This is a genomic window from Pseudomonas sp. 2024-210 (assembly GCF_045062345.1).
In the GTDB taxonomy this organism is placed as follows: Bacteria; Pseudomonadota; Gammaproteobacteria; order Pseudomonadales; family Pseudomonadaceae; genus Aquipseudomonas.
On sequence record NZ_JBJGEJ010000019.1, the window covers coordinates 20,748 to 38,209 of the forward strand.

The 17,462-nt window shown below is 55.2% G+C and carries 13 protein-coding genes and 1 pseudogene; 5 read left to right on the forward strand and 9 right to left on the reverse strand.

The window, feature by feature from the left end; translation table 11 throughout:
* Positions 1–30: 30 nt before the first annotated feature.
* From ACI7MX_RS20210 to ACI7MX_RS20230, 5 genes and pseudogenes are all read right to left on the reverse strand, one after another.
* Positions 31–426, reverse strand: a complete 396-nt coding sequence (locus ACI7MX_RS20210) for a tail fiber domain-containing protein (protein WP_314490353.1) — start codon at positions 424–426, stop codon at positions 31–33.
* A 224-nt stretch (positions 427–650) separates the two neighbouring features.
* Positions 651–1,838, reverse strand: a complete 1,188-nt coding sequence (locus ACI7MX_RS20215) for an MFS transporter (protein ID WP_405591160.1) — start codon at positions 1,836–1,838, stop codon at positions 651–653.
* Between the two features lie 160 nt (positions 1,839–1,998).
* Positions 1,999–3,585: an ABC-F family ATPase gene (locus ACI7MX_RS20220; RefSeq protein WP_405591163.1), complete on the reverse strand. Its 1,587-nt coding sequence runs from the start codon at positions 3,583–3,585 to the stop codon at positions 1,999–2,001.
* Between the two features lie 20 nt (positions 3,586–3,605).
* Positions 3,606–4,043 (reverse strand): annotated as a pseudogene (locus ACI7MX_RS20225) (tyrosine-type recombinase/integrase); the annotation flags it as partial.
* Between the two features lie 92 nt (positions 4,044–4,135).
* Positions 4,136–4,477: a hypothetical protein gene (locus ACI7MX_RS20230; protein ID WP_314483025.1), complete on the reverse strand. Its 342-nt coding sequence runs from the start codon at positions 4,475–4,477 to the stop codon at positions 4,136–4,138.
* Between the two features lie 488 nt (positions 4,478–4,965).
* Between ACI7MX_RS20230 and ACI7MX_RS20235 the strand changes: the two genes are divergently transcribed.
* The 3 genes from ACI7MX_RS20235 (at position 4,966) to ACI7MX_RS20245 (ending at position 7,280) form a co-directional block, all read left to right on the forward strand.
* Complete coding sequence (locus tag ACI7MX_RS20235) at positions 4,966–6,003, forward strand: zinc-dependent alcohol dehydrogenase family protein (protein WP_314483027.1); 1,038 nt, start codon at positions 4,966–4,968, stop codon at positions 6,001–6,003.
* A 260-nt stretch (positions 6,004–6,263) separates the two neighbouring features.
* On the forward strand, positions 6,264–6,578 hold the full coding sequence (hdeA, locus tag ACI7MX_RS20240) for an acid-activated periplasmic chaperone HdeA (protein WP_314483029.1): 315 nt from the start codon (positions 6,264–6,266) through the stop codon (positions 6,576–6,578).
* 189 nt (positions 6,579–6,767) lie between these two features.
* Complete coding sequence (locus tag ACI7MX_RS20245) at positions 6,768–7,280, forward strand: hypothetical protein (protein WP_122785950.1); 513 nt, start codon at positions 6,768–6,770, stop codon at positions 7,278–7,280.
* Here ACI7MX_RS20245 and ACI7MX_RS20250 read toward each other — a convergent pair whose 3' ends face one another.
* Positions 7,281–9,788, reverse strand: coding sequence for an autotransporter outer membrane beta-barrel domain-containing protein (locus ACI7MX_RS20250; protein WP_405591168.1), 2,508 nt, complete (start codon positions 9,786–9,788; stop codon positions 7,281–7,283). It abuts the gene before it with no gap.
* Between the two features lie 286 nt (positions 9,789–10,074).
* On the opposite strand from ACI7MX_RS20250, the gene ACI7MX_RS20255 reads away from it, so the two are divergent.
* On the forward strand, positions 10,075–10,422 hold the full coding sequence (locus ACI7MX_RS20255) for a hypothetical protein (RefSeq protein ID WP_314483035.1): 348 nt from the start codon (positions 10,075–10,077) through the stop codon (positions 10,420–10,422).
* Between the two features lie 18 nt (positions 10,423–10,440).
* Positions 10,441–11,589: a PQQ-dependent sugar dehydrogenase gene (locus ACI7MX_RS20260; protein ID WP_405591171.1), complete on the forward strand. Its 1,149-nt coding sequence runs from the start codon at positions 10,441–10,443 to the stop codon at positions 11,587–11,589.
* Positions 11,590–11,623: 34 nt separating this feature from the next.
* Here ACI7MX_RS20260 and ACI7MX_RS20265 read toward each other — a convergent pair whose 3' ends face one another.
* The 3 genes from ACI7MX_RS20265 to ACI7MX_RS20275 form a co-directional block, all read right to left on the reverse strand.
* Positions 11,624–12,679, reverse strand: coding sequence for a tetratricopeptide repeat protein (locus ACI7MX_RS20265; RefSeq protein WP_405591174.1), 1,056 nt, complete (start codon positions 12,677–12,679; stop codon positions 11,624–11,626).
* Between the two features lie 184 nt (positions 12,680–12,863).
* Entirely contained in the window at positions 12,864–14,273 is a 1,410-nt protein-coding gene (locus tag ACI7MX_RS20270; RefSeq protein ID WP_405591177.1) for an efflux transporter outer membrane subunit, read from the reverse strand.
* Positions 14,270–17,449, reverse strand: a complete 3,180-nt coding sequence (locus ACI7MX_RS20275) for an efflux RND transporter permease subunit (protein WP_405591180.1) — start codon at positions 17,447–17,449, stop codon at positions 14,270–14,272. Before ACI7MX_RS20275 ends, ACI7MX_RS20270 begins: the two co-directional genes overlap by 4 nt.
* Positions 17,450–17,462 lie beyond the last annotated feature (13 nt).

Below are 17,462 nucleotides of genomic sequence, written 5' to 3' on the forward strand. Positions count from 1 at the left end.
TGGCAAATGACCGTTATATAGGTGCTGCTCTTAATGAGCCTTTTGGGTTGCTTCAAGCTGTTTGATACGTGCGTCCATTTCTCGAACGGACTCAATCAGCGGACCGACCAACTTCTCGTAGTCCACGCGAAGATACTGTTTGTCCTGACGAACTAACTGCGGAAATACCTTTTGTACATCTTGCGCAATTACGCCCACATCTGCGCGGTTACCTTCTTTCCAGTTGAACGTAACACCCTGGATTTGCAGCAATTTTTGAGTGGCATCAGTGATAGGTAGCACATCGGTTTTCAGCGTGGCATCACTGAAAGGGCAGCATGGCCAGCCGCCCGGTGGGCCGGAATCAATCTTGTAATCTGCCAGTGCAACGTTTTGCAGGCCTATGAGTAAAGCGGGCAGAGTTAGAGCAGTTATCAGGGAGCGCATATTGTTGTTACTCAGTCAGAACTTTTAATTATTGGTATAGGAAGCAAGTGCTGAGCGCAGTCAGCGCGGCGTATAATGGCGATAAATCATTAGTGCGCAATAATGGCCGTTTGATATCATTAATACTTTATGTTGCGAGATGGGTGATGCTGACTGAATAAGTGCCACTTTGCGCTGTGTAGAAGATAAGTATTGTGCGTATTTCCATATGTATCTTTTAGTAACTAAAGTGTATTTCGTAGGGAAAGCCCTACAACAACTAGCAGCCCGAGCACACTGAGTGCCGCGGCACTAAAGAATATCAATGGGTAACCCATATTTAAGGCAATAGCGCCCATGACTGGACCCGCGATAGCCAGCGCCAAATCGAAAAACACGGCATAAGCACTTAGGCCCGCCCCTCGACTTGAGACGGGCACTTGCTTGACGGCTTCAACTCCCAGGGCCGGATACACCAGTGACAGGCCAAAACCGGTCATGCCCGCTCCGATCAAGGCATACACCTCAGAGGGAGCCAACCACAGCAATATCAGGCCGCAGGCTTCGATTGTCATGCAGGCTATCGCCACGCGATAGCCACCAAAACGGTTAATGCTGTTGGTGAAAATCAGTCGCGCCAAAATAAAGCAAACACCAAAAACGGACAGGCAGTACGCCGCGCCTTCCCATCCACGGTCAATATAAAAGAGCGTAACGAACGTGGTGAGCGTGCCATAGCCGATAGAGGCTAACGTCAAGCTGATGCCAAAAGGGGCAATCAGGCCGAACACCGACCAGAAGGGCATGCGTACGCCTCCAAAGACCGGGATAGAAGGTTTATTGCGGATCAGGACAAGTGCAACTAAAGCCAACCCCAACAGGGCAATGCCCAAGCTGATAAAACCTAGAGAGTCGACCATCACCACGCCCAACGGGGCGCCAATTGCAATAGCACCGTAAGAGGCTATACCGTTCCAACCGATGGCGCGGGCTGTGTGCTGCGAGCCGACCTGAGCAATCCCCCAGCTAATGGTGCCGACACCGATGAGCCCTTGGGCAACGCCCAGGAACACCCGCCCGACCAGCAGCAGGCCCAGGCTAAACAATGGCCAGCCTTCCAGCATCACCGCCAGTGACGTGAGAACGCCGCTTACGGCAATACCGATCAGTCCGTAGACAATGGCGGGTTTGGTTCCGACGCTGTCGACCAGACGCCCGGCAGAAGGTCGGCTTAACAGGGTGGCGAGGTATTGCGAAGCGATCGTCAGACCCGCAACGACTGCGCTGAAGCCTAAATGGTCATGGACATAGCCGGGCAATACGGCAATGGGCAAGCCGATGCAGATAAACGCGATAAAGGTGTAGACCACGATTGAAAGAATTTGCAGCGTGACCGACTGGGAACTCGCAGGCGAGGGGTGTTGCGCAGGCATGACATGCGGTCCGATTGACGGTCGAGGCGAGCATGATGGCGTGACGAGTGAATAATTGAAAGCAGGCTAACTATTTTGTACCGAGGCTAGAACCAAAAACCCCGTCAAAGGGACGGGGTTTTGGTTATGACGCGTGGCTTGCCAGCAATGGTGTCTGAAATCAGAACACGACGCCTTGGCTGCGCAGGTAATCGTCGTACGTGCCGCTGAAGTCAATCACACCGCTTGGGCTCAGCTCGATGATACGAGTGGCCAGCGAGGACACGAATTCACGGTCATGGCTAACGAAGACCAGGGTCCCAGGGTAGTTCTCGAGCGCCAGGTTCAACGCTTCGATGGACTCCATGTCCAAGTGGTTGGTCGGTTCGTCCATGATCAGTACGTTCGGCTTTTGCAGGATCAGCTTACCGAACAGCATGCGGCCTTGTTCACCACCGGAAATCACTTTGACCGACTTCAGAATGTCATCGTTGGAGAACAGCATGCGGCCCAAGGTGCCACGCACCATTTGCTCGCCTTGAGTCCACTGGCCCATCCAGTCGAACAAGGTCATGTCGTCTTCAAAGTCGTGAGCATGATCTTGTGCGTAGTAGCCCAGTTCAGCGGCTTCTGTCCACTTGACCGTACCCGCGTCCGGCGTCAGTTCATTGACCAGCGTACGCAGCAGGGTGGTTTTACCGATACCGTTCGGGCCAATGATCGCTACGCGCTCGCCCGCTTCAACGGTAAAGCTGAAGTCTTTGAACAGCGTTTTTCCATCAAAGCCTTTGGCCATCTGATCGACGATGACCGCCTGACGGTGTAGCTTTTTGGTCTGCTCGAAACGGATAAACGGGCTGACACGGCTCGAAGGCTTGACCTCGGCCAGGGTGATCTTGTCGATCGCCTTGGCGCGGGAGCTGGCCTGCTTGGATTTCGAGGCGTTGGCAGAGAAGCGGCTCACGAACGACTGCAGTTCGTTGATCTGTGCTTTTTTCTTGGCGTTTTCAGACAGCAGCTGCTCGCGCGACTGAGTGGCTACGGTCATGTATTCGTCATAGTTGCCCGGGAACAGACGCAGCTCGCCGTAATCCAGGTCAGCCATGTGGGTGCAGACGCTGTTCAGGAAGTGCCGGTCGTGAGAGATGATGATCATCAGGCTGTTACGCTGAGTCAGCACGTTTTCCAACCAGCGGATGGTGTTGATGTCCAAGTGGTTGGTAGGTTCGTCGAGCAGCAGCACTTCAGGGTCGGAGAACAGCGCCTGAGCCAGCAAAACGCGCAGCTTCCAGCCCGGCGACACTTCGCTCATCGGCCCGTTATGTTGCTCAATGCCGATACCCAGGCCCAGAAGCAGCTCGCCCGCACGGGACTCGGCGGTGTAGCCGTCCATTTCAGCAAATTCTGTTTCAAGCTCTGCCACGGCCATGCCATCGGCTTCGGTCATTTCGGGCATCGAATAGATGCGGTCACGCTCAGCCTTGACCTTCCACAGCTCTTCATGGCCCATGATCACGGTGTCGATCACGGTGAATTCTTCGTACGCGAACTGGTCCTGGCGCAGCTTACCCAGGCGCACGTTCGGTTCCAGCATGACTTGACCACCGGACGACTCAAGGTCGCCGCCGAGGATTTTCATGAAGGTCGATTTGCCGCAACCGTTGGCACCGATCAAACCATAACGGTTGCCTGCGCCGAATTTTACTGAAACGTTCTCAAAGAGCGGCTTTGCGCCGAATTGCATGGTGATGTTAGCTGTGGAGATCAATTACTTTACCTATCAATAGCTTAGAGAGCGCGGAATTTGGATGGGACCAATTTTGGACCAATTTGGAGCTTTTCAAGCTCACTCCAATCTGAGCTTGAGTTGATCCATCGCGCATAAGTAGACAGCAACATTTGGGCGCTATGGCCAAGCTGCTGAGAAATGAATGCGGGGTTCATGCCAGACATAATGCATATTGTCGCATAGGTGTGACGACAGTTGTATGGCGGTCTGTGCCTGATATTCAGGGCCTAGCGTGTCCCAATCCACTGCTTGCGATGGTCGGAGGTCTGTCGGACGTACTCTGCGTTCCTCGTAGGCAGATAAACAAAACGCGCTTCAAGTGTTCGCCCTTTACCTTTTTTCCGACGCTCTGCAGAGTTTCTGACGAACTCAAGTGCGTGTAACGCCCGCTCGGTGAGCCAAACAAACCGGTCTGACCCTGTTTTTGTGCGTTCAATACCAAATCAATTCGGGCAAGAGCTAAGGCTAGCTGGGAAAAAGATCCGCGTCTGGTCATCGTGGAGTAGCCCCAGCCTGATTGATTTTTCTGTTACGCGCGGAAGCTCCAGACCATCTCCACAACCCGTGCGGAAATTATTATATAAACGAGCACGATCAAAACCTGAAAGACGAGGTGGTAGCGGAGCTGGGCTAGTCGGCGAATGCCATCACTGACGTTCAGGAGCATCAGTAATCCAGAAATGGTGATCACCCCCCACCCAGCCAGATGGGTGGCAGTAATGCCCATAAAAATCTTGTGATCACTGTGCAAAGCGTTTGTACCCGCTGCAAACAGAAGCGCGCACAGAACCATATTTTTGAAATTGTCGAAGATCTTGGCATTCAGATCCTTGTCGAGTAATTGCGAGTAGCGTATCCATAATTTGTGCATGTTCACCGCCTCAAGAAGGATCAATTAAGTACAGCTCGTCTTAGCAGCTGCTCGTAGAGTATTGGGCACGCTTGGCATTCTGCAGCGCGCCACCGCCAATTTAAGTTCGTTGAATCCGTGGGCGCCGCCGCTGTGCTTAAAAAGCACGGATTTGGTCGGCCCCCTCATAGCTTCCGTTCTGAGCTTGAGTTGATCCAGCGCGCATCAGTCGAAACCAATATTTGGGCGTTATAGCCAGTTTCTGGGCCAAAAAGGCGGATATCGCGTGCATTGTCGCCTAGGCGTGACAGTGGTTTACGCCCGGCACCGCCTGACTCCAGTCACCCAAAGGTTACCCCTGACCATTCATGCAGATACCCGGTTTTATGACCTGCGGCAACGCGCATCTGCAAAAGGCTGCTTTACTCCACCGAACGACTTGGGGGCTGGCACTCTTTCCACAAGGTGCACAGTCGTTGTTGATTCTGATCGGATAAAGGAAAGCCATAATGAAAGCACTCACCTATCAGGGACCAGGCGAAAAGAGCTGGGCCGAGGTTCCAACGCCGGTCGTCGATAAACCGACCGATGCCATTATTCGTATCCTTCACACGACCATCTGTGGCACCGACCTGCACATTCTCAAGGGTGATGTTCCAGAAGTTGCCAAAGGAACCGTACTGGGCCATGAAGGGGTGGGTGTGGTTGAAGCCGTCGGCTCGGCCGTTCGAAATTTTAAGCCCGGCGACCATGTTTTAATTTCGTGCATTACTTCCTGCGGCAGTTGCCCGAACTGTCGTCGCCAGATGTATTCGCACTGCGCTGACGGCGGCTGGATTTTGGGCCACCTGATTGACGGCACCCAAGCTGAATATGTGCGCATTCCTCATGCCGACAACAGCCTTTATCCCGTTCCCGCCGGGGCGGACGAGGAAGCGCTGGTTATGCTGAGCGATATTTTGCCCACCGGTTTTGAGATCGGTGTGCTGGCGGGCAAAGTGAAGCCGGGTGACAGTGTCGTGATTGTAGGCGCTGGACCTGTCGGTATGGCTGCACTCCTGACGGCACAGTTTTATTCACCCGCCATGTTGATCGTGGTCGATGGTGATGCCAACCGCCTGGAAATGGCTCAGCGGTTTGGTGCCACACACGTGATCGACATCAACACGCAAAATGCCGTTGAGCGTATTTTTGAGCTGACGCAAGGGGTAGGGGTGGACGTGGCCATTGAGGCCGTAGGTATTCCTGCGTCGTTTGATACGTGCCAATCGGTGGTTGCCCCTGGCGGCAGCATCGCCAATGTGGGCGTGCACGGTAAAAGTGTCGAGTTGCATCTGGAAAAACTGTGGATCCAGAACGTTACTATTTCAACCGGGCTGGTGAATACCAACACCACCCCCATGCTGATGAAAACGGTGCAATCAGGCAAAGTCGATGCTGGTCAGTTGATCACTCACCGCTTTGCCCTGAATGACATTCTTAAAGCGTATGAAGTATTCGGTAACGCGGCCAAGGAGAAGGCGATGAAAGTGATTCTCTCGCAATGATGAAATCAATCAGTTGACGGCTAGAAGTGCCTGGATAAACGCTTTCCAGGCACTTTGAAGTGACTGAAACAATACAGGCAGGGTCGGATTTATAGATTAATTCGTCCCGGGATTCTGTGTGCCTATGGGTTATCTATAACGTCGAGTTCATAAACAGAGGTGCCATCGTGACTTCTTTGACAGGGCCGGTAATGGCAACTATGTTTTTGGCGGTATAACCAACGTCACTGACATTCTTTCGATAATAGGGAAATATTGATATGAAGAAATACATCCTGATGATGGGCGCAGCAAGCTTGGTGGCCTTGACTTCAATGGCTCAGGCCGCTGATGCCAAGCCGGTTTCGAAATGGACGTGCGAGGATTTTCTGGCAGTCAAAGAGTCATTCCAGCCAACCGCTGTAGGTCTGGGTGAAGCCGTTAACAAAAGCGGCAAGGTAGAAGACGCTGTGCTGGACGTCGACGGTGTTGAAACGCTCACCCCTCTGGTGATCACCGCCTGTAAAGAAGCGCCGAAAGATTCCTTCGTTCAGAAAATCAAGTCCGAGTGGACAAAAGTTAAAAAAGACGTTTAACCCCCCAAGCCTGTACTCCCGGCGAGTACAGGCTTATTTCCCTTCCGCCCAAGCCCGCATGCGGCTAAATTTCTCCCTTCTTCTGAATTTCTTGCGCCGTATCCCCTCTACATTTAAAGCAGGCCAGACATGAGTGGCTGAAGGGCGTAGTAGACTGCGTTGGTTTTTTTATTGAGTCGGGGGAGCCTTATGTTAATCAGATCATTAGCTGAGCTGGATCGCATTCGTGACGAGTGCAAAGCCATGGTCACCAAGCGTTCGGCCGTTTCGGCGGGTGCAGCGGCCATTCCGATACCGGGCCTGGATATCGGAACGGATGTGGCGCTGCTGGTTGAAATGCTGCCGGCAATCAACAGTAAGTTCGGTCTGACTCCGCAGCAGATTGAACAAATGGACACTCGATCCAGACGTCTTATCGTCGTCGCGGTGTCGGGCATCGGCAGTGAAGTCATCGGCAAATTTATCAGCCGGACACTGGTCATGTCGCTGGTCCGCAAAATGGGTACCAAGGTCGCCACCAAGTCTGTGATTCGGTTTGTCCCTTTTGTTGGGCAGGCCGTCGCCGCCACGATCAGCTTTGGTGTAATGAAAATGGTGGGTAACGGCCATATCGAGGACTGCTACCAAGTGTGCCGCGAAGCACTGATTGCCGAGGCGCGTGAGTCTACAGTGATAGAAATCGGGCCTGATCCCTACCCATGATCACCAGCTCATGCGTATACCCAGCGAGCCGCTAATGGCTTCCTGATTGCGCGAATCGAGGTTGGCGCTGTAATCGGTGCTGGCATAGACGCTGACGCTAGAGTTCAAACGTGCCACCACACCTGCTCCTACATCCATGCTGCTGGAGCTGTGATCGGTTTTAATAGCTTGAACCGTGTCATAGCTGGTGGCGTCGCGCCCCCCAAAACTGCGCCACAGGTTGGCACGGATGTAAGGCTCAACGGGCACGTTGTTGACACTGTAAGCACCTTTCATGCGTGCACCGACTCGGCCCTTGAGGTAGTCCTGTGACTCGAAGCCTACGGTGGAAATGCCATCGCTGGCGCTGTCCATGGAGACCCTCTGAGCAATCAACTGCGCTTGAGGTTCGATTTGCCAATGGCTGGACACGGCAATCGGGTAGCCCGTCTCCAGAGACACGCTAACGGCGTGCCCATCCAGATCCAGTTTCACCCCGCGTTCAGAACGCGTGCGTCCGTCAAAGCGGGTGCCCATGGCCACGACGTCGATGTACGCCGATTGCGGGGTGATCAGTGTCCAGTAGCCGCCCAGGCTATCGCCGTCAAGGCGGATGTCACCTGCCTTGGCATTCTTAAAGCCCAGATTGAAGCCGCGCACGTCACCGTCCAGGCGAGACTGACTGGCAAACAGGCCGACACGCTGACGCATACCGCTGTCTGACGTCCATGCATACAGATCGTGGCCTATTTGATAACCACTGATGGAACCGTCAAAACTGGGTGCGACAGTACCAGACCAGCTCTGGCGCAAGTGACTGCCAAAAGTTCGTGCCCATCCCGCCGCAACGGCACCGTTTTCAGTCAGTAGACTTTGTTCTCCCTGACGATCATGAAAGGTGCCGATCGACGTTTGTGCCAGCAGTGCCGCCACGGGCGGGACCACAGCGTAGAGCGGCACCTCCTGACGATAAAGGGTGATGCTTTGTCCTGGCGCTGCGGTGGGCAGGGCAGGCGTGCCAACGGCTGCGACAGGAGCAGGGACTGGCGTGGTGGCAACCGGGGGCTCCACGGGCGGTACTTCAACGGGAGGAATGACTACTGGAGGCACCACAACAGGCGGTACAACGGGGGCAAACGCGGGAGGTGTGACGACGCTAGAGCGCAAAAACCAGCTATTTTCACTCCCTGCTGTGACCCCTCCCTTGAACAGATAGTACTGGTACGCACCGGCAGACAGAGATTGGCCTAACGTGAATGCACCTGCGGTACTTGTAGCACCTTGATCGGCCTGGACTACTTGAATACCGTTTTGTGCGGTCAATGCACCGGTTCCGCCCATATTGGTGACATTCAGTGCGGTGTTGCCTGACATTTGGCCACTCGCTACGATCAGTCGATCAGAGGCTGCATTGTCGCCGGCCAACACACTTTGTAATTTGATCATGGCGTTATTGCCAACATAGTCACCATTGATCGTAAGAGTGTCGCCAGTGGCAGTTCCGCCACGGGTCAGGTCTATCAAGCCAGAGTTATTGACGTTAGCTTTCTGGCCGGCCGTAAAGGGCGAAATGACGCCTGTGCTGGATTCAATCTGGCTGCTGGCATCTATATTCAGATTACCTGTGCTGCTGACGGTATCGCCCAAGGTCAGCGTGTCATTGAGGGTCAAGTGGGAGCCTTCAGTCAGTGCTATCGTTTCCCAATTGACATAGCGAGCACCGGTTTGCGGGTTGCTATTGGCAAAGGTCAGCGAATCATTGCCCGGGCCGCCGTCGAGACGCGGCGTGGATGACAGCAGGGTCTCGGACAAATTGGACAGCAGCCCGTTATCGTCGCCATCGGCCATCACCACAGCCCCCTGTAGCGTGCCGCCGTCCCGCCAGACAAATGTGTCATTGCCAAAACTCATGAGAATTAGGCCTCCCACCGTGCCTCCCGTCACGGTGACCTGATCGTTGCCACCGCTGACGCTAATATTGCCGCCAATGGTGCCACCGGAGACGGTTATGGTGTCCTGCCCAAGACCGGTCACCAGATTGCCAATGATTTGGCCGCCCGACAGATCAAAAATGTTGTTGTCCAGTTTCATATCGACACGGCCAATACGCCCGCCGGTCATTGTGGCCACATCGCCATCTTCAAAAGCACCGACAATAGTCCCACCGGTCATGAGGAAGGTGTCGCGTCCGTCACCCTGAACCAGAGACTGGATCTGGCCGCCTGTCATGATGAAGTCATCGATGCCAGAGCCCTGACTGACCGCCCCACTGATAAGACCGGCGTTAACCGTTATGCGGTCAGCTCCAGGGCCAAAAGAAACCGGGCCTGTGAGGGTGCCCGTACTGCCGCTGGGAAAAATAAGGCTATTGTTGCCCTGCACGTCAGTTAATGAAGCAGCGCTACCACTGTCACAGATATAACTGTCATCTCCAGCGGTCGGGGTAAACGAGCACTGCGCATAGGCGTTTTGCAAGGCGAGGCTCAAAAGGGAGGTGGCGAATAACTGAAGTGCAGGGTGTTTGGGCATGATTGACATCCTGATTGCGGACATAAATAACATCACGGTTCACCCCTGCAGTGCGTGTCAGGCTCGACAGAGTTTGAATGGGTTATAAACACAAAAACATCATGGAGTAAGTGTCATAAATGACAGGTTGTTGAGTGGGCTAAAGAGGCATTTACTAAGCGATTAGGTACGCCAGTAACATTGAGTGACATTTTGAATGAGTCATTTGAGCGTATTTAAGTTTTAAACCGAACCTGCGACTCACGAGTCCCTCAAAGATTAAGGGTGCGCAGAGAAGGAGAATGAGATGAAAAGTGGTCGATCCAGACTCGTCTTACTGCTATTGGGGTTTGTCACGATAACGTGCGCGAATGCATACGCTGATGATCACGCCGCAGCCCCTCCCGACATCCAGTGGGTCGCACAAGGCTCGGCACCCGGCAACACCAACAACACACTTCGGCGTATTAATCCTAATAGCCGTCAAGGCAGCGTTCCTGCCACGCCGGTGCCAAGAGGGCCTTCGACCATGCCCAAGGTGTATACCCCGACCCTTGAGAACGGGGGGGTGGGCAATGGCTACCCGCGTAATCCGCCGTTGCCCGCGACCGTCAAGCCGACTGCACCGTCGCTGCAACCGCGAGACAATCGTTAATCGAATAAGGAATTGCTCATGTTGAGAAAAACACTGTTGGCCGCTGTGTGCGCCTCTTCACTGCTCAATGTCGCATTATCGGTTCATGCCGACGAGCAGAAGTCCTTTTCTTCCGAGGCGGGAGCCATTACGGCAACGCCTGTTGTGCAAGGGCTAAATCATCCTTGGGCGCTTGCTTTTCTGCCGAACAACAAAGGCATGTTGATTACCGAACGACCAGGAAATCTGCGGGTTGTAAGCCCGGAAGGCAAACTTTCTGCGCCGCTTTCAGGCGTCCCTCAAGTGTGGGCTAAAGGGCAGGGTGGATTACTGGATGTCGTCCTGTCGCCGACCTTTGCTCAAGACCGGCTGGTGTATTTGTCGTACGCAGAGGGTGGCGACGAGGGTAAGGCAGGTACTGCGGTCGGTCGCGCTCGTTTGTCGGATGATTTGACCGGGCTGAGCAATTTTGAAGTGATTTTTCGTCAAACGCCCAAACTCTCCACGGGTAACCACTTTGGTTCTCGTCTGGTCTTCGATCGCGACGGCTATCTGTTTATCGCCCTTGGCGAGAATAATCAGCGGCCTACGTCCCAGGACCTCGACAAGTTGCAGGGCAAAATTGTGCGCATTTTCCCCGATGGACGAATCCCACCCGACAACCCTTTTGTAGGGCAGCCAGGCGTCCGTCCGGAAATCTGGTCATACGGTCATCGCAATCAACAAGGTGCGACGTTGAATCCGTGGACAGGCACACTCTGGACCCATGAGCATGGCCCCAAAGGCGGTGATGAAATCAACTTGATTGAACGCGGCAAAAACTATGGCTGGCCGCTGGCGACCCATGGCATTGATTATTCATCGCAGCCAATCTCCGAGGCCAAGGGCAAGACGCTTGAAGGCACCGTTATTCCTCATCATGTCTGGGACAAATCGCCGGGCATCAGTGGCATGGCGTTCTACGACGCCGACAGCTTCAAGCTATGGCAACACAACCTGTTTATTGGCGCGCTGGCCGACAAAGACCTGATAAGGCTACAGCTTGATGGCGACAAGGTGGTGCATGAGGAGCGCTTGTTAGGTGAGTTGAATGCGCGTATTCGCGACGTCCGCCAGGGGCCTGACGGCTATTTGTATGTCTTGACTGATGAGGCGGATGGCGTGCTGTATCGCGTGGGCCTGCAGTAGCGGGTTGCCTGCTTGTGCTAGCTGTAAACCCCTTTCAAAGTCCCTGCTGCAAGGCGGGATCATCGGGGTTCATTTGTTCAAGTTGTGCCAGTAACACTTGCACGTTCTGCAGCTGCCCGGTTTCCTTCCAGTAGCGGATCAACAGGATGCGGGCTTTGCGATTGGCGGGTTGTCGCTGTAACAGCTCTTCAAGTTGGCGTTGCGCGGCTTCCAGTTGTTCGAGGTCGTGCAATGCTACCGCCAGTTTGTAACGGTAGTCACTGTTGTCAGGTTCCAGCTCCACAGCCTTGGCCAGGCCGAGCAGCGCATATTCTGTCTGGCCGTGGTGATGCAGCCACATCCCGAGGGCATGTTGCAGATAAGCCGAGTCCGGGTGCGCTTGCAGTTGCTTGGCCAGCAATTGCCGTGCTTGATCAACTTGTCCGCGTTTGTCCAGTAAATCTACTTGTGCGACCACTGCGCGCAAGTTGTCCGGCTCTAGAGCCGTGACTTTCTCCAGGGCTGCCTGAGCCTGATCCAGTTGACCTTCGTGCAGATACAACCGGGCGAGTTGTCCTTGTGCTTGCGCGTCGTCCGGTCGGGTAGCGAGGTCGCGCTCATACTCGTCGATGACTTGCTGCAACGGGCCGAAGTACAGGCCTTGCTCATCCGCCGACAAACCCAACAAGGCATTGGCTGCCGCAAACCGCACGCTTTGCTCAGGGTCGTCCAGTAACGGGCCAAGCAGTAGTGTGCGTTGGGCATTGGGCACCAGGCCGACAACGCTTTGAATCGCCGCCTGGCGCACCAAAGGCGAGGGGTTGAGCAGGTCGGCATCTGCCAGCTTTAAGGCTTGAGGACTCGGATAGTTAGACAGTTCGGCATGCAAGCTGGCACGGCGGATATCGGAGAGGTCGGTGCGGGCCAGCTGCTGATACAAGACCCGCGCAGCGCCGGGCTGCCCGTTATGAGCTTGTTCAAGCGCAGCCGAGTAGCTGTGGTTAGTGGTGGCGGGCGCTACCGTAGGGGCGGAGCGCATTCCATACCAGAGGCCGCCTGCGATCAGTGCAGACATCAGGCTGATAAACAGGTAACGGCGAGGCTGAGCCATGCAATATCCAGAAACAAGCGAGCGTATGAGCTGCAAGATTGGGACAGTCTGCAGCTGGAGTCAAACGGCGGGGTGATTGCGGATGAGTTCAAACCGCAAAAAAAAGCCCCGCGGCCGAATGAGCGCGGGGCTAAAAATTGGTTGGTTGCGGCCAACCAAAGGAGCTCTTGGAGACAGCGTTAAATCAGTGTGCGCGAGCTAGGGTCTCAGGCTGCCAGCCGCCACCCAGCGCTTTGTAGATGGCCACTACGCCGCGATACAGTTCTACCTCGGCTTGTGCCTGGCTGTCTTCAGCGGCCAAACGTTCGCGCTGGGCATCGAGCAAGACTAAAAAGTCCACCGTGCCTTCGCGGTAACGTATGGCTGCCAAGTCAGCGGCGGTGCGGCTCGATTCACTTTGACGAATCAACGACACCAGACGTTGCTGGCGTTTGCCATAGTCACTGAAGGCGTTGTCAGATTCCTCAAGCGCTAAAAGTACTTGCTGCTCGTAACTGGCCAGTGCGCCTTCAGCTTCGGCATCGGCGCCACGCAAACGTGCGCGTACGCTGCCCAGATCAAAAGCGGGCCAGGTAATGCGCGGCCCCAGTGCCCAGGCATTGGCTGCCGCCGAACCGATTTGTGACCCGCGCCCAGCGGTAAACCCCAAAAATCCGCTCAGACTGACCCGTGGGAACAAATCGGCTTTGGCCACGCCAATACGAGCCGTGGCGGCTGCCAGTTTGCGTTCGGCGCTCATGATGTCCGGCCGGCGCTGCAACAGATCGCCGGGATTACCAATATTCAGCGCCTTGGCAATGGCGGGCAGTTGTTTGGGGCTCAAATCAACACTCAACTGCTCAGGTCGCTGGCCTAATAACGTGGCGATACGATTGCGCTCGCGCACTTGCTCGGCTTGCAACTGCGGAACACTGGCTTCAACAGACGCCAAGCGGGCGTCTGCACGCACCACGTCCAGTTGATCGCCCACGCCCGCATCGCGCAGGCTTTCAGTGATCGCCTTGGAGTCCTGCTGGTTTTTCAGGTTGTCCAGGGCGATGCGCTCACGCAGTTGCGCGCCGCGCAGTTCGCCATAGGCATCTACCAGTTCAGCAATCAGGGTGACTTGCAGTTGGTACAGATCAGCCGCTGCGGTCTGTTCATCCGCGTCGCTGGCTTCCAGTTCGCGCTGGATACGCCCAAACAGGTCGATTTCCCACGCCATATCCAGACCCAGATCGTAGCGTTCACTGTTGACACGCTTTTCGGTCTGGCCAGGTATCTGGCCTTTGCCGACATCACTGCTGGCCCGGCTGGTAATAGTCGGCATGGCGTCATTACTGACGTCGTCGCGAATGGCCCGAGCGGCACGCAAGCGGGCAAATGCCACGCGCAGCTCGCGGTTGCCATTAAGCGATTGGGTGACCAACTGATTCAACGTCGGGTCGTCAAACTGCTGCCACCAGATGCCTTCAAAGTGCGCGCGGTCGAACCCCTTCAAATAGTCGGCATTGATCTGAGCCGCAGCGGTATCCGGGGTTTTGTAGTCCGGGCCAACGGCGCAAGCACTCAAGGCCAGCACCAACAGGCTCGGCATAAAGACTTTCAAGCTCATTGCTGCGACTCCAACTTCAGGTGTTTGGCGGCTTTGCGCGCTTCACTGCGCTCCACATAACGGCGAATCAATACATAGAACACCGGGGTCAGGAGCAGGCCAAAGAAGGTCACGCCGAGCATTCCGGAGAACACCGCAACACCCATGGCGTGGCGCATTTCTGAACCCGCACCGCTGGAGAGCACCAGAGGCACCACACCCATGATGAAGGCGAACGAGGTCATCAGAATCGGCCGCAGACGCAGGCGGCAGGCTTCCAGTACCGCAGCCAGCGGGTCGAGCCCCTCTGCCTGTTTGTCCTTGGCGAACTCGACAATCAGAATCGCGTTCTTGCACGCCAACCCCACCAGAACGATCAATCCGATCTGCGTGAATATGTTGTTGTCACCGCCTGAGAGAATCACCCCGGTAATGGCTGAGAGCAGCGTCATCGGCACGATCAGGATGACGGCCAGTGGCAGGCTCCAGCTTTCGTATTGAGCGGCCAGCACCAGAAACGCCAGCAGCACACACAGCGGGAACACAAACAACGCGGTATTGCCTGACAGGATTTGCTGGAAGGTCAGCTCAGTCCATTCGTAAGTCATGCCGTTAGGCAGTTCTTCTTTGAGCAGTTTTTCCATAGCCGCTTCGGCTTGGCCTGAGCTGTAGCCCGGTGCTGCGCCACCGTTGATTTCAGCGGTGACAAACCCGTTGTAGTGCATGACGCGGTCGGGGCCAGCGGTGTCGCTGACCTTGATAAAGGTCGCCAGCGGGATCATTTCACCTTTGTTGTTACGCACTTTCAGTTGGCCAATCTGCTCAGGCTCCAGACGGAACTGCTGTTCAGCTTGAACATTTACCTGATAAGTACGTCCGAAGCGGTTGAAATCGTTGGCATACAGCGATCCCAGATAGATCTGCAACGTGTCGAAGATGTCGCTGATTGCCACACCGTGAGTCTTGGCTTTTTCACGATCGATAGCGGCATCGACTTGCGGCACGTTGACCTGATAGCTGGTAAACAAACCGGCCAATTCGGGCACGTCATGGCTCTTGGCAATCACGTTCTGGACTTCTTTGTACAGCTCGTCATAGCCCAGACCACCGCGGTCTTCGACTTGCAGGCGGAACCCGCCAATAGTGCCCAGGCCCTGTACCGGCGGGGGCGGGAAGATGGCGATATACGCTTCTTGAATATCGGCAAACTGCGCATTCAGCGTGGCGGCAATGGCGGCAGCGGATTGACTCGGGTCCTTACGCTCGTCAAATGATTTCAGTGCGACAAACACAATGCCGCTGTTAGGGCTGTTGGTGAAGCCGTTGATTGACAAGCCCGGGAAGGCAATCGAGTTGGCCACGCCAGGTTGCTTGAGCGCCAGTTCGGACATGCGCTTGATCACGCTTTCGGTGCGATCCAGGCTGGCCGCATCCGGCAGTTGAGCAAAGGCCACCAGGTATTGCTTGTCTTGCGGTGGGACAAAACCGGTTGGCGTGTGAGCAAATCCGGCCCACGTCAGTACTATCAGGCCCGCGTAAATCAGCATGGCGATGCCGCTGCCACGAATGATCCGACGCACCGTGCCGACATAGCCGTTACTGGCTTTGATGAAGAAACGGTTGAACGGGCCAAACAGCCAGCGACCGAACAGGCGGTCGAGAAGTTTAGTGAAGCGGTCTTTGGGGGCGTGATGGCCTTTGAGCAATACCGCCGCCAGTGCAGGAGACAACGTCAGCGAGTTGAACGCAGAGATCACGGTCGAGATGGCAATGGTCAACGCGAACTGCTTATAGAACTGTCCTGTCAGGCCCGAGATAAAGGCGGCCGGGATGAACACCGCACACAGTACCAATGCCGTGGCAATAATCGGCCCGGTCACTTCACGCATTGCGCGCTTGGTTGCATCGACAGGGTTGAGTCCCAGTTCGATATTTCGCTCGACGTTCTCCACGACGACGATCGCATCGTCCACCACGATACCGATGGCCAACACCAGCCCGAACAGCGACAGGGCGTTGAGCGAGAAGCCGAACATATGCATCACTGCAAACGTACCGATCAGCGATACAGGCACGGCCACCAGCGGAATAATCGAAGCGCGCCAGGTTTGCAGAAACAGGATAACGACCAGCACCACCAGAATCAGGGCTTCAAACAGGGTGTGAACCACCGCTTCAATCGAGCCACGGACGAAGATGGTCGGGTCATAGGCAATCTGGTAGTCCATGCCCTCCGGGAAGCTCTTTTTCAGTTCGGCCATTTTGGCGCGAACGTCGTTAGAGATCTGGATCGCATTGGAGCCGGGGCGCTGGAAGATTGGAAGCGCCACGGCCGGCTGGTTGTCCAGCAACGAACGCAACGCGTACTGGCTGGAACCCAGCTCAACCCTGGCGATGTCTTTCAGGCGCGTGATCTGACCATCATCGCCGGAGCGGATGATGATGTTTTCGAACTCTTCTTCAGTGACCAGACGGCCTTGGGTGTTGACCGATAGCTGGAAGCTGGAGGCATTGGGTGCTGGCGGCGAGCCCAGGGCACCGGCGGCCACTTGACGGTTTTGCTCACGAATAGCCGTGACCACGTCCGTGGCTGTGAGGTTGCGCGATGCGGTTTTGTTGGGATCAAGCCATACCCGCAGTGAGTAGTCGCCCATGCCAAACATTTGTACATCACCGATACCGTCCAGGCGTGCCAGTTCGTCCTTGATATTAAGGATGGCGTAGTTGGACAGGTAGAGCATGTCGTAACGCTGATCCGGCGAGGTCAAGTGCACCACCATGGTCAGGTCGGGCGAGGCTTTGTCCACAGTAATACCGATACGCGTCACTTCTTCCGGCAACTTGGGCTGTGTGCGAGTCACTCGGTTCTGTACCTGCACCTGGGCGGTGTCCAGATTAGTGCCCAATGCAAAGGTGATGGTCAGGGTAATTTTGCCGTCGGCGGTGGATTGCGAAGACATGTACAACATGTTTTCCACGCCGGTAATCGCTTGCTCCAGAGGAGCTGCCACGGTATCGCCGATTACCTTGGGGTTGGCGCCGGGGAAGCTGGCACGCACCACCACGGTGGGCGGCACGACTTCGGGGTATTCACTGATGGGCAATTGGAACAGCGAAATGCCGCCCGCAATCAGAATCAGTAATGAAAGCACAGCCGCGAAAATCGGCCGCTGAATAAAGAACTGGGAAAAATTCATTGGAGTTGTCGTC